Source organism: Selenomonas timonae (assembly GCF_014250475.1).
GTDB lineage: Bacteria > Bacillota > Negativicutes > Selenomonadales > Selenomonadaceae > Centipeda > Centipeda timonae.
Genome location: NZ_CP060204.1, coordinates 339,332 through 365,583, shown reverse-complemented (window position 1 = coordinate 365,583; position 26,252 = coordinate 339,332). Strand labels below are relative to the sequence as shown.

The following is a 26,252-nucleotide window of genomic DNA, read 5'->3' as shown; positions in this document are numbered from 1 at the left end:
CCGCCCGACATTTCGTCGGGCGGCTTTTATGTGCAGCGGGACGCCTACGCCGCCTGCATAGTGCGGCTCTTCTATTCACCCTTCACACGATACGCGACTGCATACATGACAGGCAGCACCAAGAGGGTGAGTACCGTTGCGACGATGAGGCCGCCCGCGATGGCGACCGCCATTGGTCCCCAGAAGACGCTGCGCATGAGGGGGAGCATGCCGAGGATGGCGGCGGCGGCGGTGAGCATGATCGGGCGAAAGCGCAGGACTGCCGAGTCGATGATGGCGTCGAGGGGCTTCTCGCCCGCATCCTCATGTTTTTTGATCTGGTCGATGAGGATGACGGAGTTGCGGATGATCATGCCAAAGAGGGCGAGGACGCCGAGGTAAGCGACGAAGCCAAGCGCGGAGTCGGTGAGGAGCATCGCGAGCGCTACGCCGATCAGTCCGAGCGGGGCGGTGAGGAGGGTGAGCGCCATCTTGCCCATTGTGCCGACCTGCAGCATGAGGAGGGTCATGATGATAAAGACCATGGCGGGCACGGGCTGCACGAGGTAGCGCATCGCCTCCGCCGAGTCCTCAAGCGCGCCTGCGGGAGTAATGCTCGCCCCTGCGGGCAGGGAGGCGCGCAGCTCCTCCGTCGCGCGGTAGATGCGCTGCGTCGCGTCGTTGCCCTCGCCGCGCACGACATCGCCCTGCACCATGATGGTGGGCAATAGGTTGCGCCGCTTGATGAGTCCGTCCTCCGCCGCATAGGAGAGGTGTGCGATCTGGGCGAGCGGGACGTAGCCGCCCTGCGTTGCAATCGGCAGCTCGCCGAGCCGCTCGAGATTCGTGCGGTCTTCGTCCGCGAGGCGCAGGACGATGCCGATCGTGCGGTCGCCCGTGTAGAACTCTGCCGCCTGTGCGCCCGTCAGCTCGGTGTAGAGCATCTGCTTGACATCGTGCGCGCTGATGCCGTAGAGCTTCAGCTTTGCCTTATCAAAGTCGATCTGCACCGCCTTGGATTTCTCCGTCCAGTCGAGATGGATGTTCGTCGTGGCGGGATCGTCTGCGGCAATCGCTGCGACCTGCTCTGCGATACGGCGCACCTCGTCCGTTGTGGAGGCAGAGACACGCAGCATGACGGGGAAGTCGGCGGGCGGCCCTGTCTGGATGTACTGTGTGGCGACGCGCACGCCCGAGAGTTCGTTCAGCTGTGCCCCTGCAATGAGTGCGGCAAGCTCCTCGCGCTCCTTGGTACCGTTCGCTGTGATGACGAATTGGGCGCGGTTGTCCGCGTCGGCTTTGACATTGACGGGCAGGACAAAGCGTGGCGAGGTGCGCCCGACGTACGCGGCATAGTTTGCAATCTTGTCGCTGTGGGCGTCGAGGATGTCGGAGAGCACCTTTGCCTCGCGCTCCGTTGCGGCGATGGATGCGCCCTGCGGCAGGGTCAGCTCAACGAGGAGCTCGGGGCGCAGCGAGGGCGGGAAGAAGGTCTGCTTGATGTGCGGAAATGCGGCGATGGATGCCGCGAAGAGGAGCACCGTACCGATGAGGACGGCGGCGCGGTGACTGAGAAAGAGTGTGAGCACGCGCCGAAAGCGTTGGTAGAAGGGGCTGCTGTAGGGATCGTGCGCAGCTTCCGCGCCCTTTTTCACACGGATCAGATAGTAGCCGAAGAGCGGCGCAACCATGACGGAGACGATCCAGCTGAGGACGAGCGCGATGCCGATGACGGGGAAGAGACTGCGGCAGAACTCGCTCGCCATGCCCTTTGAGAATACAACGGGGATGAAGCCCGCGCAGGTGATGAGCGTGCCCGTGAGCATGGGTTTCGCCGTCTGGGTAAAGGCGTAGCACGCAGCGTCAAAACGCTCCATGCCGCGCTCGAGCTGGACGCTCATCATCTCGACGGCGATGATGGCATCGTCCACGAGGAGACCGAGCGCGATGATGAGCGCGCCGAGGGAGACCTTGTGCAGGTCGATGCCAAGCATATACATGGCGACGAATGTGCCCGCAAGGACGAGCGGGATGCAGCCCGCGACAACGAGCCCGGTGCGAAAACCGAGCGAGAGGAAGCTGACGGCGAGCACGATGATGATTGCGAGTGCGAGTGTCTCGACGAAATCGTGGATGGAGTGCTGCACGACGGCGGGCTGGTTCGATACCTCGTTCAGCTCCATGCCGAGCGGGAGATCCTGCCGTATTTCGTCGGTGAGTGCAGCGAGGTTGCTGCCGAGCGCGAGGATGTTGCCGCCGTCCTCCATGGAGACGGCGATGCCGATAGCGGGCGCGCCGTTGTAGAACATCATCGGCTCGGGCGGGGTGGCCGTGCGCCGCTTGACGGTGGCAATATCGCCGAGGCGGAAGACGTTTCCATTTGCGGCAATCGGAAGCGCGCGGATGTCCTCAAGGCTCTCAAATACGCCCGAGGCGCGCAGCTGCACGGTGTCCGTCTCCGTCTCGACCGTACCGCTCGTCGTCATTGTGTCCTGCGTATGGAGCGCGTCCGTGATCGCGGTCGGCGGGATACCGAGCTGCGCCAGACGCGCGAGGGAGATCTCGACGTAGATACGCTCGGGCTGTACGCCGAGGAGGATGACCTTCTGCACGCTCGGGACGGTGAGGATGCGGCGGCGCGCCGCCTCCGCCATGGCGCGCAGTTCCTCATAGGAGTAGTCCGCGCCTGTGATAGCGTAGATCGAACCGTACACATCGTCGAATCGGTCATTGTAGTAGGGGCCATAGACGCCGTCGGGGAGTTCGCTTTTGATGTCCTCGCCGAAATTCCGCACGTCGCGCCACGTTGGGCGGATGAGGCTGTCGTCAATGTCGGAGCGCAGCTGGATGTAGATGATGGTCTGCCCCGCGCGCGTCTCGCTCTTGATGTCCTTGAGTCCCGGCGTATCCTGAAAGCGTCGCTCGAGTTTGTCCGTGACCTGCTCCTGCATCTCCTCGGCAGTCGCGCCCGGCCATGCGGCGGTAACAACCATCTGACGGATGGTGAAGGCTGGGTCCTCCATGCGGCCGAGTGCGTTGTATGCGAAGACCCCGCCAATGGTAAAGAAAATGATGAAATACCAGACAAGGGCGCGGTGGCGCAGGGAAAGCTCTGTGAGATTCCTCATTTCGTCCGCACCTTCTCTCCGTCGTGGAGTTGGTGAACGCCCGCCGTCACGATGACTGCGCCGCGCGGGAGTCCCGTGACAACGGCGTCGCTGTTATGAAACTCTGTGACGGTGACGGGGACGAGACGCGCCGTGCCGTCCTCAACAACGTAGACCCCGGCCGTATCACTCGTCTGATAGAGCGCAGAGAGGGGGATGACCGCGCCTTTTGCCGCATCCTCGCCGAGGAAGACGCGCGCCGTCATGCCAAGCGGGAGATCGGCGGGCGCATCTGTGAGCGCGATGCGCGCGGCGTAGGTGCGGCTCACGGTGTCGGGCGCAGGAGAGAGCTCGCGGACATAGCCCGTGAGTGCGGCGTTATTCGCCCAGAGGGAGACGGCAGCGGGCATGCCGATGACGATCTCGGAGAGCTGGCTCTCGGGGACGGCGATCTCAACCTCGCGCTCGCCATCCTGCGTGAGCATCATGACGGTCTGCCCCGCCGCAACGATCTGCCCCTCCTCGGCGGTGATGTTCGAGATCACGCCGTCCGCGCCCGCGATGAGGTTCGTGTAGCCGAGTGCGTTGCTGCTCGCGGCGTTCTGCGCGACTGCCTGCCGATACGCTGCCTCGGCGGCGCGCGCATTCGTGCGGTACTGGTCGAGCATCGCCTCTGAGATTGCCTGTGCGGCGTACAGTTCCTCGTAGCGTTTGAGATTTGTCTGCGCGAGCTGCAGCTGTGCTTGTGCAGAGGAGACACTGGCATTTGTCGCGTTCGCCTGCTGCTGCACGTCGCGTGCGTCGATGACCATGAGCACATCTCCCGCGCGGACGTGCGCACCCATATTTACATTGCGTGAGAGAATCTGGCCGCCGACCTGAAAGGCGAGCCGCGTCTCGTAGCGTCCGCGCACGGCGCCCGTATAGCCCGCCTCTGATCGGGCGGCATCGCCCACCGTCATCGTCCGCACGAGGGGCGCAGGTGTCTCCTGCACCTGCTCAGTGCCGCAGCCCGCCGCAGCGAGAGCTGCCGCAAGCAGGACTGTGATATAGGTACGCTGCTGCATGATGATCTCCCTTTCGTTTGACGTAATTTCCTAAATTTTACCACTGAAACGGGAGTGTGTCCATAGAGAGAGGATTTGAACACGTGCGCGTTTTATGCTAGAATGAATGGCGATAATGATGAGAAAGGATGTCACGATGGACGAGGAACTGCGGCGGTATGAGAAGATCAGGGGGGCGTATCACTCGGTGGGGCGCCTCGCGAGTCTGTACGATGGCATGATGACGTACTCGACGTGGTCGGGGAAGTTCGTCTCGCGGCTCGTGTGGGGATTGGACAGAAACGGTGTGAGCCGCTACGTCGGTCTTGCGCTGCGTGCGGCGCATGAGGGCTTTGAGGGACGGCTGCTCGAGGTGCCGGTGGGGACGGGATGTCTCTCGCTGCCCGTGTATGCGGAGCTGCCGAACGCAGACATCACCTGCCTCGACTACTCGCCCGCGATGCTCGCGGCGGCGCGCGCGCGTGCGGATGCAATCGGCATCCATAATGTCGCCTTCGTGGAGGGCGACGTCGGACAGCTGACGTTCGAGGATGATTTCTTCGATGCGGCGGTCTCGATCAACGGATTTCATGCGTTCCCGGACAAGACGGCGGCGTGGAGCGAGGTGCATCGCGTCCTGCGTCCCGGCGGACGGCTGACGGGCTCCGTGTTCGTCCTCGGCGGGAATCCGCGCACAGAGTTCGTTGTGAAACATCTCTACACGCGCATGGGCTTCTTCACGCCGCCATATGATACGAAGACGGGACTCGAGGCGCGTCTGCGTGCTCTTTTCCGCGAGGTGGAGGTCGAGTGCGTGGAATCGCTCGCGTGCTTCTCCTGCATTAAGTAAGTTTCGATTGACATAGGAGGTTTTTATGAAATTCCGTACACTTTCCCGTATGCTTGCCGCTACGCTCGTTGCCGGCGGAGCATTCTTTGCAGCACCTGCCGCATACGCCGAGGAAAATGCGACTCCTGCTGCCGAGCAGGAGCAGACGCAGGAACAGGCGGCAGAGAAGACGCCGTTTGACGTGCAGGTGGTCGAGCAGCACGTGATGGCGACGATTGCACGCTTTGAAAAGGACGATGTGACCGGTCTGCAGGCGGAGGCGACTACGGAGCTGCGTCCGCATCTGACGGCGGAGCAGATCTCTGGTGCAAAGGCGGAGTACGCGCCGAAGTGGGGCGCGCGTGCCGGCGTTGGCAAGCCTCTTATGACGGCGGGCAAGGAGGGCGACAAGTGGTATGTCATCTGCGAGCTCGCCGTGGGCTACAAGGCGACTGCCGTTGTCTACCGTCTTACGTACGATGAGAATATGAAGCTGGCGGCCTTCTTCGTCCGCTGATTGATTGACCACATACAAAAAGCTCACGCTGTGCGTGAGCTTTTTGTATGCGTTACACGTTATCGTTGTAGACGCTCGTGTCGTTGTTCTCGCTATGCGAGGAGGTTGCTGCCGCAGCCTGGAACGGCGCAGCGCTGTCGTAGGTGGTCTGGACGCCGTAGACGGTGGTGTCGGTCTGCGTCTGGATGTAGAGCTCGGTGCCTGCGGGGAGGTCGATGTTCTTACCGTGGACGAATGCACCCGCGACAACACCGAGAGGCCCGAGGACGGCGATGCCCGCGAGCGATGCACCCGCAGCCATGGCGAGATGCTGCATTTCCTTCTTCGCCTCTTCGCCGATGAAGGTCGTGACGTAGGTGCCGTCGAGCGCCTTCGTGTTTTTGAAGTCGATGTCAACCTGCGCGTTGCGCCCGAAGTTCTTTGCCTGCTTTACCTTCGTGACCGTGCCCTCGCCGCGCGAGCCCTTTGTGAAGACGAGTGTATCGCCGACGAAGACGTCCTCCGCAACCTGATACTCGATCGTGTCGCCAACCTTCAGGTTCTTCGCGTTGACGGGGGTCACGAGTGCGACCTTGACGAGGGTGTTCGCGGGAACGGAGACGGGCGTGACGGGGATCTCCTTCGTGCCGAAGGATGCCTCGGAGAGGGTGGAGATCCGCTTTTGGAACGTGCCCTCGGCGGTCTTGCCGAGCAGTGCGACCTCCATCTCGCTCACGCGTTCCTGCACGGGGCGCAGACTCGTCTCGTGGTTGATGTTCCACTCAATCGCGTTGAGGTTCATGAGGACGGACGGCGTTGTGCTGTTCGTATAGACCTCGTCGTAGATGGCGTCGATGCGCGCCATCAGGCTGCCCGAGCGGTGCTTGCCGTCATAGTCGCGCTCAAGGCGGTTGATGCGGTCGATCAGCGCGCCCGTCTGCTCCTGTCCGTAGGTGTCCTGCTCGATGAGTGCGAGCTTGGACTGGACGGCGTTGGGCGGCTCGGCCGCGAGCGCCGTGCCGAAAGACGTGAGCGCGAGCACGAAGGTCAGCACGAGTGCACAGATTTTCTGCTGCATGAATGATCTCCTCCTACCGTGGCGGCTGCTGTTTTGTCGTCAGCAGCTCTTCAATGAAGTCCGCGATGCTTCTGAGGGGCGACGCCGGCGTGTATTTCTGCGGCACGTCCATGCCCTGCGTTGTACGCAGAACTTCCTTTGTATCGTAGATCTCAACCTGCGCGGAGACGAATTGGTACGTTCCCGCCTGCGGGTTGAGGCGTGTGCGGTACAGATAGCGGCGGTTCTCAGTCGCCTTCACGACAGCAACAACGGCGTCGCGCTCCGTATCCGAGACGCGCACGACGGTCGCTGCATCGACATAGTAGCCCGTGTCGTCCTCCGCGTCGACGAAGCGCATGTCCTCTGCCGCATTACACACGTTGAAACTTGTGAAAAACACGAGAGCAGCAAGCAGAATTCCGCCGCGCATAAAACACTGCATTTGTGGGATAGCCCCCTTCCGAATTTTTCTGTGATTCGGATTCATTATAGAGTAAAAAATTTTTTGCGTCAAATTTATCTTGTATGAGACTGCAATTTTACCTCGATGAGTATGCGCTCTTTTCAGTTGCGAAAACTCTGTTTATGATGTAGTATAAGAACGACAGAATTCTTTGTAAAAGACAGGAGAACGCGCCGATGACCAAGGCTACAAAAACGCGCATCCTACTCGCTATGACTACCGTCTGTACCGTGCTCCCACCGGCTGCACATGCTGCCTATCGCGGGGACACGGATACGGGCTTTCAGCATCTGGATTTCATCGAGAACGAGCGGCGTGAGGAGCGTGCGAATCGTCTCACGGAGGAGCAGAAGAAGCTGCTCGCCGATGTGGGGGAGATGGAGAAGTACCTGCGTCATCCCGTGGATGCGACGGCACCGTCGCCGATTGCGTTTGAGGGCGATGATTTGACCTATGACGAGCGCACGGGCGACTTCACAGCGAAGGGGCATGTGGACATCGTGCAGCTTGCGGCACGGCGTTTTCAGGGCGACTATGTAGAGGGCAACACTGTCTCGGGCGAGGTCTCCGTCCCTGATCGCGCGCATATGCTGCAGCTGACAGAGGGCGCGGCACGCGTGACGCTCGATGGCTACCGCATCAACTACAACTACAAGACACGCGAAGGCACGATGGCGGAGGCAAAGGGCAAGGTCGGCGGCTACTACATGACGGGCAAGCGGTTCGAGTTCTACCCGGACAAGATCGTGGTCTACGACGGCACGCAGACGAAATGCTCGGCACAGAAGCCGGACTATCATCTGAGCGCGGATGTGGCAGAACTGTATCCGGGCGACCGCATGGTGCTGACGAATGTGAAGTTCTGGATCAAGAACAAGGTTATTTTCAAGAAGAAGCACTATGAGGTGGATGTCTCGCATCCCATCCAACGTAACTTTCCGACGGCGGGTTATGACAGTGACGACGGTTTCTGGCTTGAGCAAGTCTTTGACTACGACATTGCTCCGCGCGTGACGGCGCGCGCAAACCTCTACGTGACGACGAACAAGGGCTGGCGCAGTCACTACGATCTCGGATGGGGAAACGGAGGAGCGAGTGCTCTTTTGACATACGGCGTCTTTGACGACGGGGATGACGACTGGGTCAAGAAGGAGCCGTCCCTGATCCTAAGCTATGGAAAACGGTTTGGAAACACCCCGATCACTTATCGCCTCTACTCCGAGTATGGGCGCTGGTATGGCAGCGGCATTCACAGTAACCATTGGCAGTACGGCATCTCCGCTGCGCATGATACGATCCCATTCCACGGCTATGGGCTTGATCTCGCGGCGGGCTACTCCATCACACGCGAGAGCTATGACCGCTCGCGCGTCCAGGGCTTTAACGCGAGTGCCTATCTCACGAAGAAGTTCAACGATCGCTTTGCCGCCTACGTCGGCGGTATCTATACAAAGAGTACGAAGCAAAATGCGCTCTTTTACTTCGATCAGGAGGATTACTCAAAGGTGCTGCAGGCGGGACTGAGTTACCGTCTCGACGAGCGCAACCGCATCGGTGTCGCCACGAAGTACGCCGTCGATCCGCACAAGTGGACGGATGTGGACTACTACTGGTTCCACGATCTGCACTGTTCGCAGATCATCCTGCGCTACCGCTCGAAGCAGGATTCGTGGAAGGTTAAATGGGAGTTTACGCCATGGTGAATGCGCTCACACAAATGGCTGATACCCCTGTCCTTATCATCGGGGATATGGTGGCGGATGTCTATCTCGACGGCACGATTGCGCGTATCTCGCGTGAGGCACCCGTGCTCGTGCTCGAGCAGCGGGAGGAGCGTGTGGTTGCGGGCGGCGCGGCGAATGTCGCAAACAATGCGGCGACGCTCGGCGGGCTCTCCTACGCCGTGGGCGTCTGTGGCACGGATGTGAGCGGCGGTGCCCTCCTCGCCGTGCTTGGTGAAAATGGCGTGCATACGGAGGGCTTTGTGCGCGCGCAGGCGCATCCGACGATCACGAAGACACGCATCATCGCGGGCGGACGTGCAACGGTCAGTCAGCAAATCGTGCGTGTCGACCGCGAGTGGCACACACCGCTCACGGAGGAGACAGAGGAGGGGGTGCTTGCGCAGATTCGTGCATTACTCCCACGTGTGCGCGGCGTTGTGCTCTCGGACTACGGCTCGGGAACTGTGACGGCACGCGTGCGCCGCCTCGTCATCGAGGAGACGCGCAGGTTGGGAATTCCAAGTATCGTGGACTCGCGCTATGACATCCTCTCCTACGAGGGCATCGGCTACGTCAAGCAGAACGATGCGGAGCTGGCAGCAGCACTGGGACGGGAGCTGTGCTGCGAGGAAGAGATCTGTGCGGCGGGGCATGAACTGCGGCAGCGGCTCTCTGCAGACGGTGTTCTCATCACGCGTGGAGATAAGGGGATGACACTCTTCCTCGCGGACGGCACGGCGACGAATATCCCCGTGAGCGACCACAGCGAGATTTTCGACGTGTCGGGTGCGGGCGATACCTGTGTCGCCGTTGTGATTCTCGCACTCGGGGCGGGCGTTGACCCGTTGACGGCGGCACGCCTCAGCAATATCGCCTCGGGGATTGCCGTGCGCAAGCGCGGGACGGCGACCGTCTCATACGAGGAACTGCGTGCCGCACTGACGGCGGGGAAGGAGGCGGAGCGATGCTGATTCCAAGCGAGCGGATTGAGGAGTACGCGGCGATACTGCACGCGGCGGGGCTGCGCGTCGTCTTTACGAACGGCTGCTTTGACATCCTGCACGCGGGACACGTCCGCTATCTCGCGGCAGCGCGCTCTCTCGGCGATGTGCTCATCCTCGGGCTGAACAGCGACGCATCCGTGCGCCGTCTGAAGGGCGAGACGCGCCCCGTGAATATGGAGGCGGATCGTGCGGAGGTCGTGGGTGCGCTGAAATCCGTGGACGCTGTCGTCATCTTCGGCGAGGATACGGCGGAGGAGCTGATTGCAAAGGTGCGCCCTGCGGTGTATGCGAAGGGCGGCGACTACACGCGTGAGACGCTGCCCGAGGCGCGCATTGTCGAGCGTTACGGTGGCGAGGTCGCCTTTATCCCGCTTGTGGCGGGGAAATCTACAACGAACATTATTGAACGGGCGGGACGGAAGTAGGGGGCGCGTTCGCGTGGGACAAGCACCAGAACCAACCTTTGACGATGAAAGGAGGGCAGGACATGAAGAACATCTTGGTTGTCAAACTGAGCGCAATCGGCGATGTGATTCATGCCCTGCCCGTTTCCTATGCCATCAAGGAGCGCTTCCCCGAGGCACACCTGACGTGGGTTGTCGAAAAGCCCGCCTATCCGCTCCTCGAGGACAATCCCTACATCGACGACATCATCCTATTTGAAAAGGCAAAGTTCCGCAGCGTCAGCGGCTTCCTGCACGAGATCGGTCCCTTTCGCCGCCGCCTGCGCGCGCGGCGCTATGACGCCTCGCTCGACTTGCAGGGACTGTTCAAATCGGCGGCAATCGTGTGGAATGCGGGCGCACGCCAGCGCGTCGGGACGGCGAATATGCGCGAGGGCGCACATCTCGTGAGCCGCCCCGTACGCGGCGCACACGCAGAGGGGCACATTGTTGAGCGCTATCTGGATGTGGCGCGTGCACTTGGCTGCACGGTCGACGAGGTGCGCTTTCCCGTTGCCGTATCCGAACGCGACCGAGCGGCAGCAGAGACCTTGCTTGCGCGCGAGGGCGTGCAGGAGGGGCGCGCGTTTGTCGCCTTTGCCATCGGTGCGAACTGGCCGAACAAGCGCTGGCCCGTGGAGCATTTCGCCGTGCTCGCCGACCGGCTCTACCGCGCGCATTACGTTCCTGTCCTCGTTGGCGGCGGGCGCCTCGATGAGACGCTTGCGCAGGACATCATGGCGGCGAGCGAGATCCCGCCAGTGAACCTCGTTGGGCGCACGAATCTCAAGCAGCTCGCACACATCTTCACGCGCGCCGCGCTCGTTCTCGGCGGCGACACGGGTCCCATCCACCTTGCGGCGGGGCTCGGCACGCCGACTGTCATGCTCATGGGGCCGACGGACGCGAACCGCAACGGCCCATACGGACAGCAGGAGAACGCGATCGAGGTTGACCGCCCCTGCCGCGCGTGCTGGAAGCGCGCCTGTCCGAAGGGGCTGGACTGCCTTGCGGCGATTACGCCGGAGATGGTCGTGGAAAGAATGAGACCGCTGCTTTTGCGGTAGTGTGCAGGGCAGTATTCGCCTGTGGGAGGCTGTAAGTTTGTACCGAAACATTCTCGTCATCAACCTCATGCACCTCGGCGATCTGATGCTTGTGACGCCCGTGCTGCACACGCTGCGCCAGAACTATCCAGAGGCGCGCATTACCCTGCTCGCGGACGCGAAACTCGCGGACATCGTGCAGGAGAATCGGAACATCGACGAATGTCTCCTGATCGACAAGAAGGGGAAAGACAGCAGCCTCCTCGGCATCCTGCGCTTTGCATGGCATCTGCGGGAAAAGAAATACGATCTCGTCGTCAATCTCCACCGCAACGAGCGCGCCTCCGCGCTCGCGGCACTCAGCGGCGGCAAGTACATCATCGGCTATGCAAAGCCCGGCTTCGCGCTCCTCTTTGACCATGTCAGTCCCGATCAGCATATGATGATGCACGAGATTCACTCGCACTATGCGGCACTGCGCGCGGCGGGCGTAATCGACGAGATTGCGGATGCAGGGCTCGAGATGTGGCTCACCCCTGCGGCAGAGGAGGAAGCGGCGCGCCTCTGGGCGGCGCATTTCGCGCCGGAGGACAGGGTGATCGCGCTCAACATCGGCGCAAGCTGGCTGACGAAGCGGTGGGTGGACGAATACTTTGCCGAGGTGGCGGATACCTACCTCACGCGCGGCTATCACATTGCTGTCATGGGCGGGCCGATGGATGTGGAGATTGTCGAGCGTTGCCGCGCACAGATGCGGGATCGGGACAACGAGCGCCTGCACATCTTTACGGGGAAGGTCAGCCTCGGCGTTCTCGCAGGGCTCCTGCGGCGCTGCATCCTCTTCATCACGACGGACTCGGGTCCTATGCACGTCGGCGTTGCGATGCATGTGCCCGTCCTCTGCATGTTTGGCGCGTCGCCCATCCCTGGTTTCTACCCGTACGATGCGCGCAGCATCTCCGTGCGCGCGCCCGTGCCGTGCCATCCCTGCCGCATTCACGAATGCCCGCTCACGGGCGAGGAGCATATGAAGTGCATGAAGGGGATGCCGCCCGATCTCATCATCCGCTATGCCGATCAGATGCTTGCGGAGTGCGGGGAGCAGCCCGCCTATGCGCTTGCGCCGCCGACGGCGTTCGAGACGCGGGTAGTGGAGCAGGTGGACGGTACATTCGTCCTCGCGCCAAAGGGGGCGGCGGGGCGCGTCGTTCGTCCCGTGATGCCCGCAGGGCTCAAAGCCCATGGGTTTGATTGAGGGAAGCATTGATTTTCGATTTCCACAAAAGATAGGAGCGTTCTCATGGATATGGCAAAGATCCGCGCAACCGTTGCGGAGAAGAGTGTACGCAGCAACATTCTCGTCGTCGGCGATGTCATGCTCGATAAGTATTACTCGGGCGAGGTCACGCGCATCTCGCCCGAGGCGCCTGTGCCGATCACACATGTGACGGGGACGCGCGAGACCCTCGGCGGTGCGGCGAACGTCGCACACAACCTCGCGCTGCTCGGGACGAATGTGAGCATTGCGGGCTATGTCGGCGATGATGCGCACTGCAAGAGCCTCCTTGAGAAATTCGCCGCGCGCGGGATTGACTATGCGGGGCTTGTCCATACGGATCGCCCGACCACGACGAAGATCCGCATCATCGGCGGGCATCAGCAGATGCTCCGCCTCGACTTCGAGGACGCCAGCCCGATTGACGGCGCGTATGCGGAGCAGTATCTCGACTACATCGACAAAAAGCTGAACGAGAGCATGGACTGTGTCATCATCTCGGACTATGGCAAGGGCGCGTGCACGGAGTTTGCGTGCCAGCACATCATCCGCGCGGCGCATGATCACGGCGTGCCCGTCATCGTCGACCCGAAGGGGGCGCAGTGGGCAAAGTACCGCGATGTCGACTACATCACGCCGAATGTCAAAGAGATCAATGAAATCATGCTCGAGCCAATTAAAAATGATGATTTCGAGGTCGAAAAGGCGGCGCGCTATGCCATCCGCAAGTTCGGCATTCGCAATGTCGTCCTTACGCGCTCCTCGAAGGGGCTTTCCCTCATTCACAATGAGGAAGTTGTCCACGTTCCAACGCGGGCACAGGAGGTCTTTGATGTCTCGGGTGCGGGCGATACGGTCATCGCCGTGTTCGGGCTGGGGCTTGCAGGCGGACTGAAGCCTGCAGACGCGGCATATCTCGCAAATCTGGCGGCGAGCGTTGTCGTCTCGAAACTCGGAACGTATGCCGTGAGCAGGGAAGAACTGCTGCAGGTGCTCGACCGTCAGGAGGGGGCAAATTCATGATTATCGTTACCGGTGGTGCCGGCTTTATCGGCAGCAATCTCGTCCACGCGCTGAATGCGCGCGGGCACAAGGACATCCTCATCGTCGACGATCTTGCAGACGGCGAGAACTACAAGAACCTGCGCGGGCTGCATTTCATTGACTACCAGCAGAAGGACGACTTCCTCCACCTCATCGAGGAGGGGGACTTCGACGGCACGGACATCGACGCAATCTTCCACGAGGGCGCGTGCTCGGATACGATGGAGTATGATGTCAACTACATGATGAAGGTGAACTACTCCTACTCCAAGGCGCTCCTGCACTTTGCGATGGGGGCACGCATCCCGTTCTTCTACGCCTCCTCCGCCTCGACCTACGGCGGCGGGAAGCACGGCTTTACCGAGGGCGGACGCTGCGAGGATGCGCTCAATCCCTATGCATTCTCGAAGCTCGCGTTCGACCGCTATGTGCGGCAGGTCATTCCCGAGGCGCGCAGCCCCATCGTCGGGCTGAAATATTTCAACGTCTACGGTCCGCAGGAGCATCACAAGGGAAAGATGGCATCCATCTTCTACCAGCTCTACCATCAGATCATGGAGACGGGCGAGGCGCGTCTCTTCCGCGGGACGGACGGACTCGAGGACGGCGAGCAGCGGCGTGACTTTGTCTATGTCGGCGACGTGGTGCGCGTCAACCTCCATTTCTTCGAAAATGGCGGCGAGAGCGGCGTCTACAACTGCGGCACGGGCGTCGCGCACAGCTACAACGAGGCGGCGCGTGCCGTCATTGCTGCGCTCGGCAAGGGCAAAATCGTCTATCGCGACTTCCCCGAGGTGCTGCGCGGCAAGTATCAGAACTACACGCAGGCAGATACGACTGCGCTCCTTGCGGCGGGCTATGACGGCGGCTTCACGCCGATGGAGGAGGCAGTCAAGGACTACTGCGACTTCCTGACGGCGGGCGGGTACTTCTCCTATGCCGAATAAGGCGATCTTCTTCGACCGTGACGGCACGCTCAACGTCGACGTGCACTACCTCCACGAGCCTGAGAAATTCGTCTGGATCGAGGGAGCAATCGACGCGATTCGCTGGGCGAATGAACACGGCTATCTCGTCATCGTCGTCACGAACCAGAGCGGCATTGCGCGCGGCTACTATGATGAGGCTGCCATGCACCGCCTTCACGACTGGATGAATGCGGAGCTTGCCGCGCATGGCGCACATATCGACGCATTCTACTACTGCCCCCATCATACAGAGGGAAAGCTCCCTGCCTATGCGAAGAGCTGCGACTGCCGCAAGCCCGCCCCCGGCATGATCCTGCGCGCGATCAGAGAGCACAATATCGACTCCGCCGTCTCGTGGATGTTTGGCGATGCGGCGAGTGATGTTGCTGCTGCTGAAAATGCGGGGGTAAAGGGAGTACGGTATACGGGGGGAAGTCTGTGCGAGCTTATAAGAGCAACGATTGAAACCTCATAGATAACGGATGGAAATAAAATGAAGCTGAGACTGAAGAATTTTGCAAAGATAAAAGAGGCAGAGATTCATTTTGATGGCCTGACTGTCATTGCCGGGGATAATAATACGGGAAAGAGTACGATTGGCAAGGTTCTGTTTACTCTGTTTCATTCGTTGCGGAATATGCCTCAGCAGGTTCTTGAGGAAAGAAAAGAAGTGATAAGAAACTTTTTTTCTGTTTTATTTAGGCGTGAGGTTGAGCAGTATCGTTTTCTTCGGTACGTAGAGACAGGGCGGTGGTCTGCTCTATTTCATGGACTTGATGAAATAGACAATCCTGTACAGTCATGGTATGAAATTCTGCTCCGTAATATCAAGGAAGAACTACAGCTAGAGCTATCAGAGGAAAACAAGCAAGAACTTAGAGATGTGATTGAAAACGCATGGACTCCTTCTGATGATGAGATAGAAAAATCCCTTGTTGGCAATGGCTTTTCTGATATGTTTGCAGGACAGATCAATTCAGTCCATGATGATGACGAGGCTCGTGTATCCATATATGTGCAAGGAAAATCGAAAGATATTTTCTTTTGGTTAAACGAATGCGAAAATTATAAGAGCGACATAGAGTTGCTTGAAGACGCTATTTATGTGGATGATCCTTTTCTGATAGACCAGTGTTTTCAGGTGAGCCTTTCGGAATTCGGGATAGACAATAATCCCTCGAGAGAAGGCTTGCTCAGATATTTGGAAACAGATGGGCGTCCGGGTGTCATTGAAGGACTTGAAATCAAAAGGAAACTTGCTGAAATACTTTCTCTGTTTCAGCAGATTGTGCCTGGCAACATTGTACGTCAGAGAAGGCGTTTTGCTTTGGAACTGGACGATCAAGACGGTGTACTCAACGTAGAAAACTGGTCAGCCGGCATCAAATCGTTTGCCATTCTGAAGCGTTTGTTGGAGAATGGCACACTGCATCAAAAGGGAGTACTCATTCTCGATGAGCCGGAAATTCATCTGCATCCTGAATGGCAGATGCGTTATGCCGAAGTCCTTGTCCTGCTCCAACGAGAGTTTGATTTGACAATACTCCTGACGACGCACAGCCCCTTTTTCCTTGATGCTATTGAGTTATATGCATGCAAACATGAAATTGGAGAAAAGGCACATTATTATCTTTCTGAGAATGATGGTAAGCAAGTCATGTTCCGTGATGTTTCCAATGAAATTGACAAAATCTATGAGAAGATGTCAAATCCCGTACAGGCATTGGAAAATCTTCGCGCAGAACTCCAAATGAGGCATTGAAGGCTATGGACAAAATGCCCTCATATTTGCAAGAACATCGTGCCACGCTACATGAGACTTCCTCTGATAAAACGCAGAAAGAGTATATGTGCAACAGCACGTTGACGGTTTTTGACTTTGACGGGTTGAAAGATTGGTATGTCGAGAACCACCTGCCGAAACTGACACAGACACCCTGCTCCAATGATGCACTATGGCTGGATGACAACCATGTCGTTTTCATCGAGTTCAAGAATGGGAAGATCGGACCAGTCGAAAATAACGAGATCGTTTTCAAGCTGTACGACAGTCTGCTTTTGCTCCTCGATGATAAATTTGATCTTTCGTATTGTCGTCCGGATTTCAAGCAGAACATCTCCTATACACGGGAGCATATGGACTATATACTGGTCTATAATGCAGATAAATATGATGAAGAACATCATACGCCTCATACGAAAAAAGGTCTGGAGCGACAAGGTGTTCAATTTTCAAAACTTGAAGAGGCATCGAAGCGGCAGAACCCTCAAAACGCGAAATCACGAACGGCAATCTATAAAGCATTCAGAGCATTGGGGAAAAGGAGCATCATCCTCTTCGGTCTGGATCGCTTCAAGGGCTATCTGTTTCGTCAGGTGTATACAATGAATCAGTCAGAGTTTGAACAGTATTTACAGGAACAAGGCGTTACATAGATCGGAGGTGCTCATGTGAAACTTGCCGTTATCATTCTCACGCACAATGAGGAGCGGCACATCGAGGCGTGCATTCGGAGCGCCTCGTTTGCCGATGAGATTCTCGTCATTGACGACGAGAGTACGGATCGCACGGCGGAGCTCGCGCGTGCAGCGGGAGCGCGCGTGATTACACATCCCTTGGCGGGCGATTTTGCGGGGCAGCGTAACTTTGCTCTCACGCAGACGGATGCGGACTGGGTGCTTTATGTAGATGCAGATGAGCGTGTGAACGAGGGCGCGGAGGAGGAACTGCGCCGTGTGATGACGGAGGATGCACGCGCTGCGTACGAAATCAAGCGTATCAATGTCGCCTTCGGTCAGGAGATGCACTACGGTGCGCATCGCCCCGACTATCCCTGCCGCTTCTTTCCGCGCGATTCCGTGCGCTGGGAGGGGCTTGTGCATGAGCGGCCTGTGTCCGGCCTGCCCGTGCGGCGTCTTCGCGCCAGCCTCCTGCACTATACCTATACAGACTGGGATCGCTATTTTCAGAAATTCAACCAGTATACGACACTGATGGCAGAGCGGCAGTACAACGATGGAAAGCATGCATCCTTCCTAAAGGTTCTCCTCGATCCGCCGTTTGCGTTCTTTCGATTTTACATCCTTCAACGCGGTTTTCTCGACGGACGGCTCGGATTTATCCTTGGGATGTTCCACGGATTCTATACGATGGTGAAATATGTGAAACTATATTATTTGGGCAAAGAAACGTGCGTTGATACAAACGAGGCAGATTGAAGAAATGTTTTGGAGGGATATGGCTATGCGGCTGAATGAAATCAGCATCGAACGGATTCACACATGGGCATTTTATCTGCTCTGTGGTTTTGCACTATTCAGCAATATCTCGATTGCGATTGCAAATATTTTCCTTGGGACACTCACCGCCCTTGTTCTATTCCGTCTCTGGCGCAAACACGATGATTGGAAAAATGCACTGCCGGACGGACACATCGGAATAGCTCTTTTGATCCTGATGGGGGCTGTCATCCTCTCCTCATGCTTTTCTACGGATATTTCGCGCAGTCTTCGGTTCTTTGGTGACTACTATGGCTATCGTATGCTCGCGCTGTACGCTGTGATGCTGATGATCTGGGAAAAGCGGCAGCTGGCATTCATCGGTGTGTGCGTTGGCATCTCGTTTTTCATCAATGATTTGGCGGTCATTTTTCAGGGGCTTGTGCAGGGGAACTATAGGGCATCGGGGTTTTCTATTTACATGTCAGTGGGCGGTTTTCTCTCCATGCTGCTCCCCGTGCTCGTTCTGCTCCTCCTAAGCGGGCGGCTCGATATGCGCTATCGGATTCTGGCGGCAGTTACGCTTGTGATCGGCTGTATGGCGCTCCTCTTCAATGGAACGCGCGGCGCGTGGCTTGCCGTTCCGATTGCAACGTTCATTTGTGCAGCGTTCCTCATCCGTGATAGGAAGAAACTGCTCGTCGGCACGGCGATCGGCGCACTCATCTTTGCGGGGATCTTTGCCGCCTCGCCTGCCCTCTCCTCGCGATTTGCAACGATCGGCGATACGAAGATGCAGAGCAACTCGGAGCGTTTCCTCCTCTGGACGAGCGCAGCTCATATGTTTGCGGATCATCCTGTGTTCGGAATCGGTTTCGCGGGATTCAAGGAGGCGTATCAGGGGCAGTATATCCTGCCGGAGGCAAAGGAGCCTTATCTGGAGCATGCACACAGCAATGTTATGCATATGCTCGCGGAGTGCGGGATCATTGGTCTTGCGGCACTCCTCTTCTGGTGGTGGACGTGTCTGTCCTATGGCTTTCGTACATGGTTGGCGACGCACGAGATCGCAGCGCTGCTCATCCCTGCAATTCTCCTTGGTCTGATTTTGCAGGGGCTGACCGAGTACAATATGGGGAACTCTGCCGTGATGAAGCTGCACTGGCTCCTCATGGGGCTGTGTCTCCAATGGCTGCAGCTGAATGAGGGGGCGCGGAGATTCTCTCGCTAACCGATACGATAGTATATTGACTCAATGTGGGTGAATACATGAAGATTGCCATCTTTGAAAACATCATGACGCCCGGCGGACATGAGGTGGATTTTGACCGCATTCTTGTGGAGGAGCTGAAAGCGCTCGGACATGAGGTCATATTCTACGTGCCCGAGGTCTTTCGTTTTGGCATGGACTATCATGTGCCTGTGTATCACCTTCCCGGCGCACCCGTCCTCTATACAAATGCACGCGGAATCCGGAAGCTGTTTCTCTCTGTGCAGCGCGAGCGCCGCCGGTTCGGATGGTATCGCGCACTCTATGAGGCAGCGGAGAAAGGGGCATTCGATGCGCTCATCGTTCCAACATCGACTTATCGGTATCTACGTGCACTGCGTCAGAGCGTGCTGCGCCGCTCACCTGTGCCTGTGCTGTTCATCCAGCATGGAATCAACCCGAGCGAGGCTCCGAGATTCCTCGGTGCTGCGGATGCGCTGGCAGAGTTCTCGAATATCCGCTCTGTCGTGCTTACGTTTGGTGATACGATTTTCGGAGAGCATCGGGCGAATGTCCGCCTCATTCCTCCGCCGACCTTCATTCCGCGAGATATAGATGTACAGCTCCGTCCGCCTGTCGGTGCGGACGATACGCTCACCATCGGCTTCTTCGGGCAGTTCCGCAGGGAGAAGAGACTTGAGGATCTCCTGAAGGTCTACCTCGCAGGGCACTATACGCGTCCTGTGCGCCTCCTTGTCCAAGGATCAACAATGCACGAGGAGGATGCGGCAGAGTTTGAGCGCATCATTGCAGCCTACGAGGGGCAGGGCATCACCTTCCTGCATCGCGGGCTGATCGGCCCAGAGTGGCAGCGCGCGATTGCAGAGGTGGATGCGCTTCTCCTGCCGTACTCTGCGCCGCGCTATCGCTATCATTGGGGTGCGATGCTCTTCACGGCGATCGGCTTTCAGAAACCTGTGCTCACGAGCGATGATATGAATCCCGAGGTCTTCGAGCGCTTCCCTGTCGGCGTGACATTTCCGAGCGGCGACCTTGCGGCGCTTGGCGGCGCGTTGGAGCATTTCATCAACGAATATGACAGCCTTGCGCCGCAGTGGCATACAGCGCTGGCAGCTGCCGCACGTTGCTATGCGCCCATGCAATTTGTTGCACAGATTGCGGCGATCCTTACAGAGAGAAATTGAAATGGAGTTCGTCTATGCTTGCTGAGATTCGCGCTGTCGCACACCGTGCCTATCGGTTTGAAAATCCACGCGAGCGCCACCGTGCGCTCGTCTTTATGGTGCGCGGACTCCTGCATAGAAAACAGCTGCGCGAGCTGTATGAGTTCTTTCAGGAGACGGGAGCACGGCGCGCCGTCTACGAGCGCAACCCGTTTCCCATGGAGCAGGCGACGCGCGCCTTTTTTTATGCAGGTTCGACCGTGCGCACGCGGATTGCACTCATCAAGGAGCATTATGCCTTTCTTGAAGCACGTCTGAAGCCTGCGGATTTTGTCGATCTCGCACTCGACCGTCCACGCGAGATCTGGCGTTCACCGGAGACGGATATAGAGTGGACTGCCTGTCTGAAACTCGAGCCGGGACAGCGCAAGGAGGGGCTGCTCTCCGTTATTATGGCTGTGAATGGGACGCCACTCTACCAGATTATCTTTTGGATCGAGCAGCGGGATCATGTGCCGACGCTCGTGATCGGTGCCATGCAGGGACCAAATACCGAGGATGCGCAGGACTTCGTCCGCGAGATGACGAAGCGTGCCCATCGTTTCCGCACGAAAAACCTCATTCTCTACATGACGCAGGCGGTTGCACGTGCGCTCGGCATACAGCGCATCCTCGCCGTCTCGAATGCGGGCTACTACGCGAACAATCACATCCGCCGTGACCGTAAGCTGAAGACCGACTTCGGCGCATTCTGGGAGGAGGCGGGTGGTTGGAAGACGGAGGATGAGCGCTTCTACGAATTGCCGCTCACACTCCCGCGCAAGACGATGGAGGAAGTACCGACACGTAAGCGTGCCGTCTATCGGAGGCGCTTCGCATTCCTAGATGAGATTGATCGGGAGATTGAGGAACGTGTCGCTGAGATTCTGCAATAAAGCACAGTAGATGAAAAGCCCGACGGTGGGAGCAATGCTCTCGCCGTCGGGCTTTTATTTCATTTGTTTTCTCTTGTTGCGGCGGTCGATTCTCCCTGCACCGCCTCTACACTCACCCCCGGCGTAATCCCACGCGTGACACGGTTTTCCATGCGGTCGTGGACGTGGGCGTATTTCGCCGTGACTTTGGGGCTGCGCTGGCGCAGGGTTTCCTGCACGACGCGCAGATCCTTGGTCTCCTGATAGAGATTCGTGCCGCAGCTGTGGCGGAAAAGGTGGCAGGCGTAGCCGGGCTGCTTGAGACCCGCATCCGTGAGCGCCTTGTTGATGACGTAGCGGATGCCGACGCGCGTGATGCGCCCGTTTCGATTGTTCGGTGAGCAGGAGATGATGGTCGGCGTGAGACGCTTCTCGGGCGGGATGGCACCGCGTGTTTCGATGTATGCCTTGAGGAGCTGAAAGGTCTCCTCGCACGGGTAAATGATGCCCGCGTGTCCCTTGCCCCGTATCTCGATACGTCCGCGCTGCCAGTCGATGTCCTCGTCCGAGAGGCGCATGACCTCAACGACACGCAGCCCCTCGACCCCCATGAGGTAGACGATGAGGAGGTTGCGGAGGCGGCGCAGGGCGTTCTTGTCCGCAGCAAGTCCCTCGCAGATCTCCTTGATCTGATCGACGGTGAGGTATTTATAGTCCTCGTCGAGGTGCTGCGGATTGCGCAGCTGCAGGTCGGCGCAGGGGTTCTCGGCGATGAAGGAGAGCCGTTCTGCGACCTTGTAAAAGGCGCGGATTGCCGCGCCCTTGATCATGAGTGTCGCCGCGCTGTAGCCGCGCGTGCGCATCTCCTCCATGTAGACGCGGATCTGATAGTCGTGTACGTCGTTCAGTGGATGAAGTCCCTGCTCCATACACCAGTGGAGGAACAGGCGAATCGCGAGTTCGTAGGTGTCGCGCGTGTCCGCCGTGGGCGCACCGCCCGCGATGTAGCGCGGGAGATACTCGTAGAAGTGGGCGATGAAATACTCCGGTGTAATGGCATCCTGCCGCACGCTCGCCGCGACCTCGCCCATGCGCCGCACATTGCCGGGCGTACTCTCTGCACGCCGCGCAGGAACGCCCAGCTGTGCTGTGCCGCCGCTGCGGTAGCTTTCGTTTACCGCCAAAATATCACCCGCTTTCGTTTTCTTCGATGAAGTGATTATAGCATGGAGCGAGAGGGTTAGCAACAGGTGTTAAACTATGCATAAAATAACGCTGCTCTACGAAGCTACAAAGCCTCGTAGAGCAGCGTTTGTTTTATCCTTTTTCTGCAATCTCGCGCACGATGGCGAGCGTGAGCTCTGCCGCCTCGTAGAGGTCGCGCTCGCGGATGCTCTCTTCCTTCGTGTGGCAGTCCGTCATGCCGACGCCGAGGACGGTGGTCGGCACACCGTAGGCGTTGAAGTGGTTCGCGTCCGAGCCGCCGCCCTCCTCCTCAAGCACAACGGGGAAGCCGAGCTTCTCTGCGGTGCGGCGCAGATACTGAATGGGGAGCGCGTCGGGGGGCAGCTCGTAGGGATCGTAGTCCTTCTTGATGTGGATCTCTGCCCTGCAGCCTGTCCCGTCGAGGGCTGCGTTCACACTGTCCACCATGCGCTGTGTGAGTGCGTCCAGCTTCGCCTTGTCGCGGCTGCGCGTCTCAAAGTTCAGCGTGCAGAACTCGGCGACGACATTGGTCGCCGTGCCGCCCTCAATCTTGCCGACGTTGCAGGTGGTCTCCTCGTCGATGCGTCCCTGCGGAACGGCGGTGAGTACTTTGCCCGCTGCGGTGATGGCGTTCCTTCCTGCGTCGGGGTCGATGCCCGCGTGCGCCGCCTTGCCCACGATGCGCACGGCAAGCTGATTCTTGCCGGGGGCTTTGAACGCTGCCGTGCCTGCGTGTCCGTGCGTGTCGAGCGTGTAGCCAAAATCGGCGGTGAGGAGCGATGCGTCGAGGCAGCGCGAGCCGTTGACACCACCCTCCTCGGCAACGGTAAATACAATTTGGAGATTGCCGTGTGGGATGTCATGTTCCTTCAGACAGCGCAGTGTTTCGAGGATGGCGACCACACCTGCCTTGTCGTCCGCACCGAGGATGGTCGTGCCGTCGGAGCGAATGACACCGTCCTTGAGGATTGGCTTGATATTTGCGCACGGCTCGACGCAGTCCATGTGCGCCGTCAGCATGACGGTAGGGACATCCGCGACGGTGCCCTTGAAGTTCGCGACGATATTGCCCGTGTTTCCGCCGAGTGCCTTGCCCGCGCCGTCCTCGTGAATCTCCGCCGCACCGAGGTCACGCAGACGCGCTGTCAGCAGATCGGCGATCTCACGCTCGTCAAGCGTGGAGCAGCGGATGGAAACCAGTTCGAAAAATTCGTCCAGTACACGCTTTTTGTCAATCATGGCTGCCTACTTTCCGAGGAAGAGAACAATCATAAAGGTAATCGTGGCGAGCAGCATCGGGAGCGCGTTGCGCTTCGACAGCTCCATCGGGCTGACCTTGGCAAGTCCCGCGCAGACGAGTGCCGCACCCGCGACGGGGGACATGGAGCGTCCAATCGAGCCCGCCATCTGTGCGAGCGAGCCGAGGTCGATGATGCTCATGCCGAATGATGCCGCCTGTGGTGTGATCGCACCGTTGAAGGCGAGCGCGGCGGCATCGCCCGAGCCGGAGATGACGGCGATGATGAATGGGCCGAACGCGCCCGCAATCTTGGCGATAGACTCCGAGCCCTTCATCGCCTCGATGAGTGCATCCGTGAGCCCCATCGCGGACATTCCTGCGGTAAAGACCGCCGCAGAGACGATGAGACCGATGACACCGCCGTACGCCTCGCCCATGCCGTCGAAGAACTTCTTTGTGATCTCCTGCGGATTCTGCCGCGTGACGATGAGGGCGAGCACCGTGCCGACGATCATCGCCGTCGGGACATCAGTGAGCGGCAGGACGGCGATCTGCTTGCTGCCGAGGACGAGCAGGACGAGAGGAACGAGGGGGACGAGTGCGTAGAGCGGATTGACCTTGAAGTCCTTGCCGCCCTCCTCCTTTTCGAGCTGTGCATGATAGGCAAGGCGGCGTGCCTCGTCGGGCCCTTCCTTACGCATCGTTGCAATGATGGTCAGTGCGACAACAGCGACGATGGACGCGACAATCGCGGCGGGCACCTGCGCCATGATGACGGTCATGAGGTCGGTCTGCGCGAGATCCGCGACGAAGATGTTGTGCGCCTGCCCCGGGCTGATGGCGCTGCCCCATGTCCCTGCGAGGACAGCCGCACCCGCCATTGCGGGATGCACGCCCGCCGCCATGAGCGTTGGGATGAGGATGCTGCCGACCGCCGCCGAGCAGCCCGCCGCGCTCGGGATGGCGATGTTGATCCACCATGTGAGCAGCGTTGCGAGCGGGATGAGGATGAACTTGCTCCGCGTAATCACGCCCGAGATGGACTCGACGAGATGGCGGTCGCAGGTCGTGATCTTCATGACGAACGAAAAGCCCATGACCGTACAGATCACGGGCACGAGTGAACCGTGTACCATCGTCTTGCTGAACGTCGCGACTGCATTGCCCGTGACACCGCCGATAAAGCACATGAGAAAGCCCGCAGCGAGCAGCACCATGCGCGTCTCATACTTCTTGATGATCGCGGCAAAGGCGATGATGACAATAATTCCTCCGGCAATAGCCAATGAAAGGACCTCCTTTGAAACAATCGAAAACTATACAAGTTTTCGACAAAAAAGAATAAATTCCTTCATACAAAAGGGAAGTATCAACGGCGATACTTCCCTCTGTTTAGTTGCTATGCAATTCCCGGACGCGTCATCTGACGTGGTGAGAGGATGTGATCCAGCTCTTTTTTCGAGAGGATGCCCTGCTCGAGGATGATCTCGCGGATGGGCTTGCCCGTCGTGTATGCCTCGCGTGCGAGCTCGGCGGACTTCTCATAGCCGATGTGCGGCAGGAGTGCGGTCACGATGCCGACGCTGTTGTCGAGCCACTTCTGGCACTGCTCGACGTTCGGCTTCAGATCGATGAGGAGCTTGTCGACGAAGGTGTCGACCGCGCGCGTGATGTAGTTCAGCGAGTTGAACATGTTGAACGCCATGACCGGCTCCATGACGTTCAGTTCGAACTGTCCGTTCTCCACGCCGAGCGTCACGGCGAGGTCGCCCGCGATGACTTGGTAGCACGCCTGATCGAGCACCTCGGCGATGACGGGGTTGACCTTGCCAGGCATGATCGACGAGCCCGGCTGCCGCATGGGCAGATGCAGCTCGTTCAGCCCGCAGCGCGGCCCCGATGCCATGAGGCGGAAGTCATTCGCGAGCTTGATGAGGACGAGTGCCGCATTCTTGAGCGCGGAGGAAAAATCGGCGAACGCGTCCGTGTTGTTCGTCGCATCGATGATGTTCTGTGACGTACGGTACTGCTCGCCTGTGATCTCCGATAGCCGTTTGGCGACCGCCTTGATGTAAGCGGGCTCGGCGTTCAGCCCCGTACCGACGGCAGTGCCACCCATGTTGATTGTGTGGATGTGGCGCTGGACGTAGCGGATGCGGCGCATGGAACGCCGCACAGCGGAGGCGTATGAGCCCATCTCCTGTCCGAGTGTGATGGGGACAGCGTCCTGCAAATGGGTGCGTCCCATCTTGAGGATGGCGCGGAACGAGGTCGCCTTTTTCTCAAGCTCCGTGGCGAGGCGGTCGAGCGAGGCGAGGAATACCGTGCTCTTTGCCGAAAGACAGACCTTGATGCCCGTCGGGAACGCATCGTTCGTCGACTGCGCCATATTGGCGTGATTGTTCGGCGAGATGATATCGTAGCGTCCCTTTGCCTCCCCGCGCAGTTCGAGCGCGCGGTTGCAGAGCACCTCGTTCATGTTCATGTTGACGGATGTGCCCGCGCCGCCCTGAATCGGGTCGACGGGGAACTGGTCGATCAGACCGCCCGCGATGATCTCGTCTGCCGCCTGCACGAGCACGTCGCCGATCTCGTGCGGGAGACGGCCTGTATCCATGTTCGCGAGAGCTGCCGCCTTCTTCACCGTGGCAAGTGCTTTGATAAAATCGGGGTCGAGCTTCTGTCCCGTGATGTAGAAATTCTCGATGGCGCGCATCGTCTGCACGCCGTAGTAGACATCATCGGGGACATCCAAGTCGCCGAGAAAATCGTGTTCCGTTCTCATGATGCTCTC

At 58.8% G+C, this 26,252-nt stretch carries 24 protein-coding genes; 16 read left to right on the top strand and 8 right to left on the bottom strand.

All coding sequences use genetic code 11. The features are described from left to right. Nucleotides 1–71: 71 nt before the first annotated feature. Nucleotides 72–3,107: an efflux RND transporter permease subunit gene (locus tag H1B31_RS01690; protein ID WP_185980641.1), complete on the bottom strand. Its 3,036-nt coding sequence runs from the start codon at nt 3,105–3,107 to the stop codon at nt 72–74. After that, nucleotides 3,104–4,153, bottom strand: coding sequence for an efflux RND transporter periplasmic adaptor subunit (locus tag H1B31_RS01685; RefSeq protein ID WP_185980640.1), 1,050 nt, complete (start codon nt 4,151–4,153; stop codon nt 3,104–3,106). Before H1B31_RS01685 ends, H1B31_RS01690 begins: the two co-directional genes overlap by 4 nt. Before the next feature lie 136 nt (nt 4,154–4,289). Here H1B31_RS01685 and H1B31_RS01680 point away from each other — a divergent pair, with 136 nt between their 5' ends. After that, nucleotides 4,290–4,982, top strand: a complete 693-nt coding sequence (locus H1B31_RS01680; protein WP_185981202.1) for a class I SAM-dependent methyltransferase — start codon at nt 4,290–4,292, stop codon at nt 4,980–4,982. A gap of 25 nt (nt 4,983–5,007) precedes the next feature. After that, on the top strand, nt 5,008–5,478 hold the full coding sequence (locus H1B31_RS01675; RefSeq protein ID WP_185980639.1) for a DUF3887 domain-containing protein: 471 nt from the start codon (nt 5,008–5,010) through the stop codon (nt 5,476–5,478). A gap of 52 nt (nt 5,479–5,530) precedes the next feature. Here the strand turns inward: H1B31_RS01675 and H1B31_RS01670 are convergent, their stop codons facing one another. Together H1B31_RS01670 and H1B31_RS01665 are read right to left on the bottom strand one after the other, a co-directional pair. Beyond that, nucleotides 5,531–6,535 (bottom strand): hypothetical protein, encoded by a 1,005-nt coding sequence (locus H1B31_RS01670; protein WP_185980638.1) that lies wholly within the window; start codon nt 6,533–6,535, stop codon nt 5,531–5,533. A 13-nt stretch (nt 6,536–6,548) separates the two neighbouring features. Continuing rightward, entirely contained in the window at nt 6,549–6,959 is a 411-nt protein-coding gene (locus H1B31_RS01665; RefSeq protein WP_185980637.1) for a hypothetical protein, read from the bottom strand. Nucleotides 6,960–7,156: 197 nt separating this feature from the next. Here H1B31_RS01665 and H1B31_RS01660 point away from each other — a divergent pair, with 197 nt between their 5' ends. From H1B31_RS01660 to H1B31_RS01595, 14 genes are all read left to right on the top strand, one after another. Further along, nucleotides 7,157–8,683 carry an LPS-assembly protein LptD gene (locus H1B31_RS01660; protein ID WP_185980636.1) on the top strand — a complete coding sequence of 509 codons (1,527 nt, stop codon included), beginning with the start codon at nt 7,157–7,159 and terminating at the stop codon, nt 8,681–8,683. Beyond that, complete coding sequence (locus tag H1B31_RS01655) at nt 8,677–9,675, top strand: bifunctional heptose 7-phosphate kinase/heptose 1-phosphate adenyltransferase (protein ID WP_185981201.1); 999 nt, start codon at nt 8,677–8,679, stop codon at nt 9,673–9,675. Before H1B31_RS01660 ends, H1B31_RS01655 begins: the two co-directional genes overlap by 7 nt. Next, nucleotides 9,669–10,133, top strand: coding sequence for a D-glycero-beta-D-manno-heptose 1-phosphate adenylyltransferase (gene rfaE2 / locus H1B31_RS01650; RefSeq protein WP_185980635.1), 465 nt, complete (start codon nt 9,669–9,671; stop codon nt 10,131–10,133). The genes H1B31_RS01655 and rfaE2 overlap by 7 nt, the downstream gene beginning before the upstream one ends. A gap of 62 nt (nt 10,134–10,195) precedes the next feature. After that, nucleotides 10,196–11,218 (top strand): lipopolysaccharide heptosyltransferase II, encoded by a 1,023-nt coding sequence (gene waaF / locus H1B31_RS01645; RefSeq protein ID WP_185980634.1) that lies wholly within the window; start codon nt 10,196–10,198, stop codon nt 11,216–11,218. Nucleotides 11,219–11,255: 37 nt separating this feature from the next. Further along, the gene (locus H1B31_RS01640; RefSeq protein WP_185980633.1) at nt 11,256–12,452 is read left to right on the top strand and encodes a glycosyltransferase family 9 protein; all 1,197 of its coding nucleotides are present in this window, start codon (nt 11,256–11,258) and stop codon (nt 12,450–12,452) included. A 45-nt stretch (nt 12,453–12,497) separates the two neighbouring features. Continuing rightward, complete coding sequence (gene rfaE1, locus H1B31_RS01635; protein ID WP_009440982.1) at nt 12,498–13,496, top strand: D-glycero-beta-D-manno-heptose-7-phosphate kinase; 999 nt, start codon at nt 12,498–12,500, stop codon at nt 13,494–13,496. Beyond that, nucleotides 13,493–14,464 carry an ADP-glyceromanno-heptose 6-epimerase gene (gene rfaD / locus H1B31_RS01630; protein WP_185980632.1) on the top strand — a complete coding sequence of 324 codons (972 nt, stop codon included), beginning with the start codon at nt 13,493–13,495 and terminating at the stop codon, nt 14,462–14,464. The genes rfaE1 and rfaD overlap by 4 nt, the downstream gene beginning before the upstream one ends. Further along, the gene (gene gmhB / locus H1B31_RS01625) at nt 14,454–14,960 is read left to right on the top strand and encodes a D-glycero-beta-D-manno-heptose 1,7-bisphosphate 7-phosphatase (RefSeq protein WP_185980631.1); all 507 of its coding nucleotides are present in this window, start codon (nt 14,454–14,456) and stop codon (nt 14,958–14,960) included. Before rfaD ends, gmhB begins: the two co-directional genes overlap by 11 nt. Nucleotides 14,961–14,978: 18 nt before the next feature. Next, nucleotides 14,979–16,247 carry an AAA family ATPase gene (locus H1B31_RS01620; protein WP_185980630.1) on the top strand — a complete coding sequence of 423 codons (1,269 nt, stop codon included), beginning with the start codon at nt 14,979–14,981 and terminating at the stop codon, nt 16,245–16,247. A gap of 5 nt (nt 16,248–16,252) precedes the next feature. Beyond that, nucleotides 16,253–16,921, top strand: a complete 669-nt coding sequence (locus H1B31_RS01615) for a hypothetical protein (RefSeq protein WP_185980629.1) — start codon at nt 16,253–16,255, stop codon at nt 16,919–16,921. Between the two features lie 15 nt (nt 16,922–16,936). Then, nucleotides 16,937–17,704 carry a glycosyltransferase family 2 protein gene (locus H1B31_RS01610; RefSeq protein ID WP_185980628.1) on the top strand — a complete coding sequence of 256 codons (768 nt, stop codon included), beginning with the start codon at nt 16,937–16,939 and terminating at the stop codon, nt 17,702–17,704. 25 nt (nt 17,705–17,729) lie between these two features. Further along, on the top strand, nt 17,730–18,935 hold the full coding sequence (locus H1B31_RS01605) for an O-antigen ligase family protein (RefSeq protein ID WP_185980627.1): 1,206 nt from the start codon (nt 17,730–17,732) through the stop codon (nt 18,933–18,935). 38 nt (nt 18,936–18,973) lie between these two features. Continuing rightward, nucleotides 18,974–20,119, top strand: coding sequence for a glycosyltransferase family protein (locus tag H1B31_RS01600; protein ID WP_185980626.1), 1,146 nt, complete (start codon nt 18,974–18,976; stop codon nt 20,117–20,119). Nucleotides 20,120–20,133: 14 nt separating this feature from the next. Next, nucleotides 20,134–21,033, top strand: coding sequence for a DUF535 family protein (locus H1B31_RS01595; RefSeq protein WP_185980625.1), 900 nt, complete (start codon nt 20,134–20,136; stop codon nt 21,031–21,033). A 59-nt stretch (nt 21,034–21,092) separates the two neighbouring features. Here the strand turns inward: H1B31_RS01595 and H1B31_RS01590 are convergent, their stop codons facing one another. The 4 genes from H1B31_RS01590 to H1B31_RS01575 all read right to left on the bottom strand — a co-directional run bounded on the left by H1B31_RS01590 (nt 21,093) and on the right by H1B31_RS01575 (nt 26,243). Next, a complete protein-coding gene (locus tag H1B31_RS01590; RefSeq protein ID WP_185980624.1) occupies nt 21,093–22,196 on the bottom strand; it encodes a tyrosine-type recombinase/integrase in 1,104 nt (367 codons plus the stop codon). A gap of 133 nt (nt 22,197–22,329) precedes the next feature. Continuing rightward, nucleotides 22,330–23,457, bottom strand: coding sequence for a M20/M25/M40 family metallo-hydrolase (locus H1B31_RS01585; RefSeq protein ID WP_185980623.1), 1,128 nt, complete (start codon nt 23,455–23,457; stop codon nt 22,330–22,332). Nucleotides 23,458–23,463: 6 nt separating this feature from the next. Further along, entirely contained in the window at nt 23,464–24,744 is a 1,281-nt protein-coding gene (gene dcuC, locus H1B31_RS01580; protein WP_185980622.1) for a C4-dicarboxylate transporter DcuC, read from the bottom strand. Between the two features lie 113 nt (nt 24,745–24,857). Further along, the gene (locus H1B31_RS01575; RefSeq protein WP_185980621.1) at nt 24,858–26,243 is read right to left on the bottom strand and encodes an aspartate ammonia-lyase; all 1,386 of its coding nucleotides are present in this window, start codon (nt 26,241–26,243) and stop codon (nt 24,858–24,860) included. Nucleotides 26,244–26,252: the final 9 nt, after the last annotated feature.

What these genes read in the sequence shown, in the direction of transcription:
- H1B31_RS01595 (WP_185980625.1), top strand. Translation starts at nt 20,134, where the DNA reads ATGCTTGCTGAGATTCGCGCTGTCGCACACCGTGCCTATCGGTTTGAA.
- H1B31_RS01655 (WP_185981201.1), top strand. Translation starts at nt 8,677, where the DNA reads ATGGTGAATGCGCTCACACAAATGGCTGATACCCCTGTCCTTATCATC.
- H1B31_RS01620 (WP_185980630.1), top strand. Translation starts at nt 14,979, where the DNA reads ATGAAGCTGAGACTGAAGAATTTTGCAAAGATAAAAGAGGCAGAGATT.
- H1B31_RS01585 (WP_185980623.1), bottom strand. Translation starts at nt 23,457, where the DNA reads ATGATTGACAAAAAGCGTGTACTGGACGAATTTTTCGAACTGGTTTCC.
- H1B31_RS01605 (WP_185980627.1), top strand. Translation starts at nt 17,730, where the DNA reads ATGCGGCTGAATGAAATCAGCATCGAACGGATTCACACATGGGCATTT.
- H1B31_RS01575 (WP_185980621.1), bottom strand. Translation starts at nt 26,243, where the DNA reads ATGAGAACGGAACACGATTTTCTCGGCGACTTGGATGTCCCCGATGAT.
- H1B31_RS01675 (WP_185980639.1), top strand. Translation starts at nt 5,008, where the DNA reads ATGAAATTCCGTACACTTTCCCGTATGCTTGCCGCTACGCTCGTTGCC.
- H1B31_RS01680 (WP_185981202.1), top strand. Translation starts at nt 4,290, where the DNA reads ATGGACGAGGAACTGCGGCGGTATGAGAAGATCAGGGGGGCGTATCAC.
- gmhB (WP_185980631.1), top strand. Translation starts at nt 14,454, where the DNA reads ATGCCGAATAAGGCGATCTTCTTCGACCGTGACGGCACGCTCAACGTC.
- H1B31_RS01665 (WP_185980637.1), bottom strand. Translation starts at nt 6,959, where the DNA reads ATGCAGTGTTTTATGCGCGGCGGAATTCTGCTTGCTGCTCTCGTGTTT.
- rfaD (WP_185980632.1), top strand. Translation starts at nt 13,493, where the DNA reads ATGATTATCGTTACCGGTGGTGCCGGCTTTATCGGCAGCAATCTCGTC.
- H1B31_RS01615 (WP_185980629.1), top strand. Translation starts at nt 16,253, where the DNA reads ATGGACAAAATGCCCTCATATTTGCAAGAACATCGTGCCACGCTACAT.
- H1B31_RS01600 (WP_185980626.1), top strand. Translation starts at nt 18,974, where the DNA reads ATGAAGATTGCCATCTTTGAAAACATCATGACGCCCGGCGGACATGAG.
- rfaE1 (WP_009440982.1), top strand. Translation starts at nt 12,498, where the DNA reads ATGGATATGGCAAAGATCCGCGCAACCGTTGCGGAGAAGAGTGTACGC.
- H1B31_RS01690 (WP_185980641.1), bottom strand. Translation starts at nt 3,107, where the DNA reads ATGAGGAATCTCACAGAGCTTTCCCTGCGCCACCGCGCCCTTGTCTGG.
- waaF (WP_185980634.1), top strand. Translation starts at nt 10,196, where the DNA reads ATGAAGAACATCTTGGTTGTCAAACTGAGCGCAATCGGCGATGTGATT.
- H1B31_RS01685 (WP_185980640.1), bottom strand. Translation starts at nt 4,153, where the DNA reads ATGCAGCAGCGTACCTATATCACAGTCCTGCTTGCGGCAGCTCTCGCT.
- H1B31_RS01660 (WP_185980636.1), top strand. Translation starts at nt 7,157, where the DNA reads ATGACCAAGGCTACAAAAACGCGCATCCTACTCGCTATGACTACCGTC.
- rfaE2 (WP_185980635.1), top strand. Translation starts at nt 9,669, where the DNA reads ATGCTGATTCCAAGCGAGCGGATTGAGGAGTACGCGGCGATACTGCAC.
- H1B31_RS01670 (WP_185980638.1), bottom strand. Translation starts at nt 6,535, where the DNA reads ATGCAGCAGAAAATCTGTGCACTCGTGCTGACCTTCGTGCTCGCGCTC.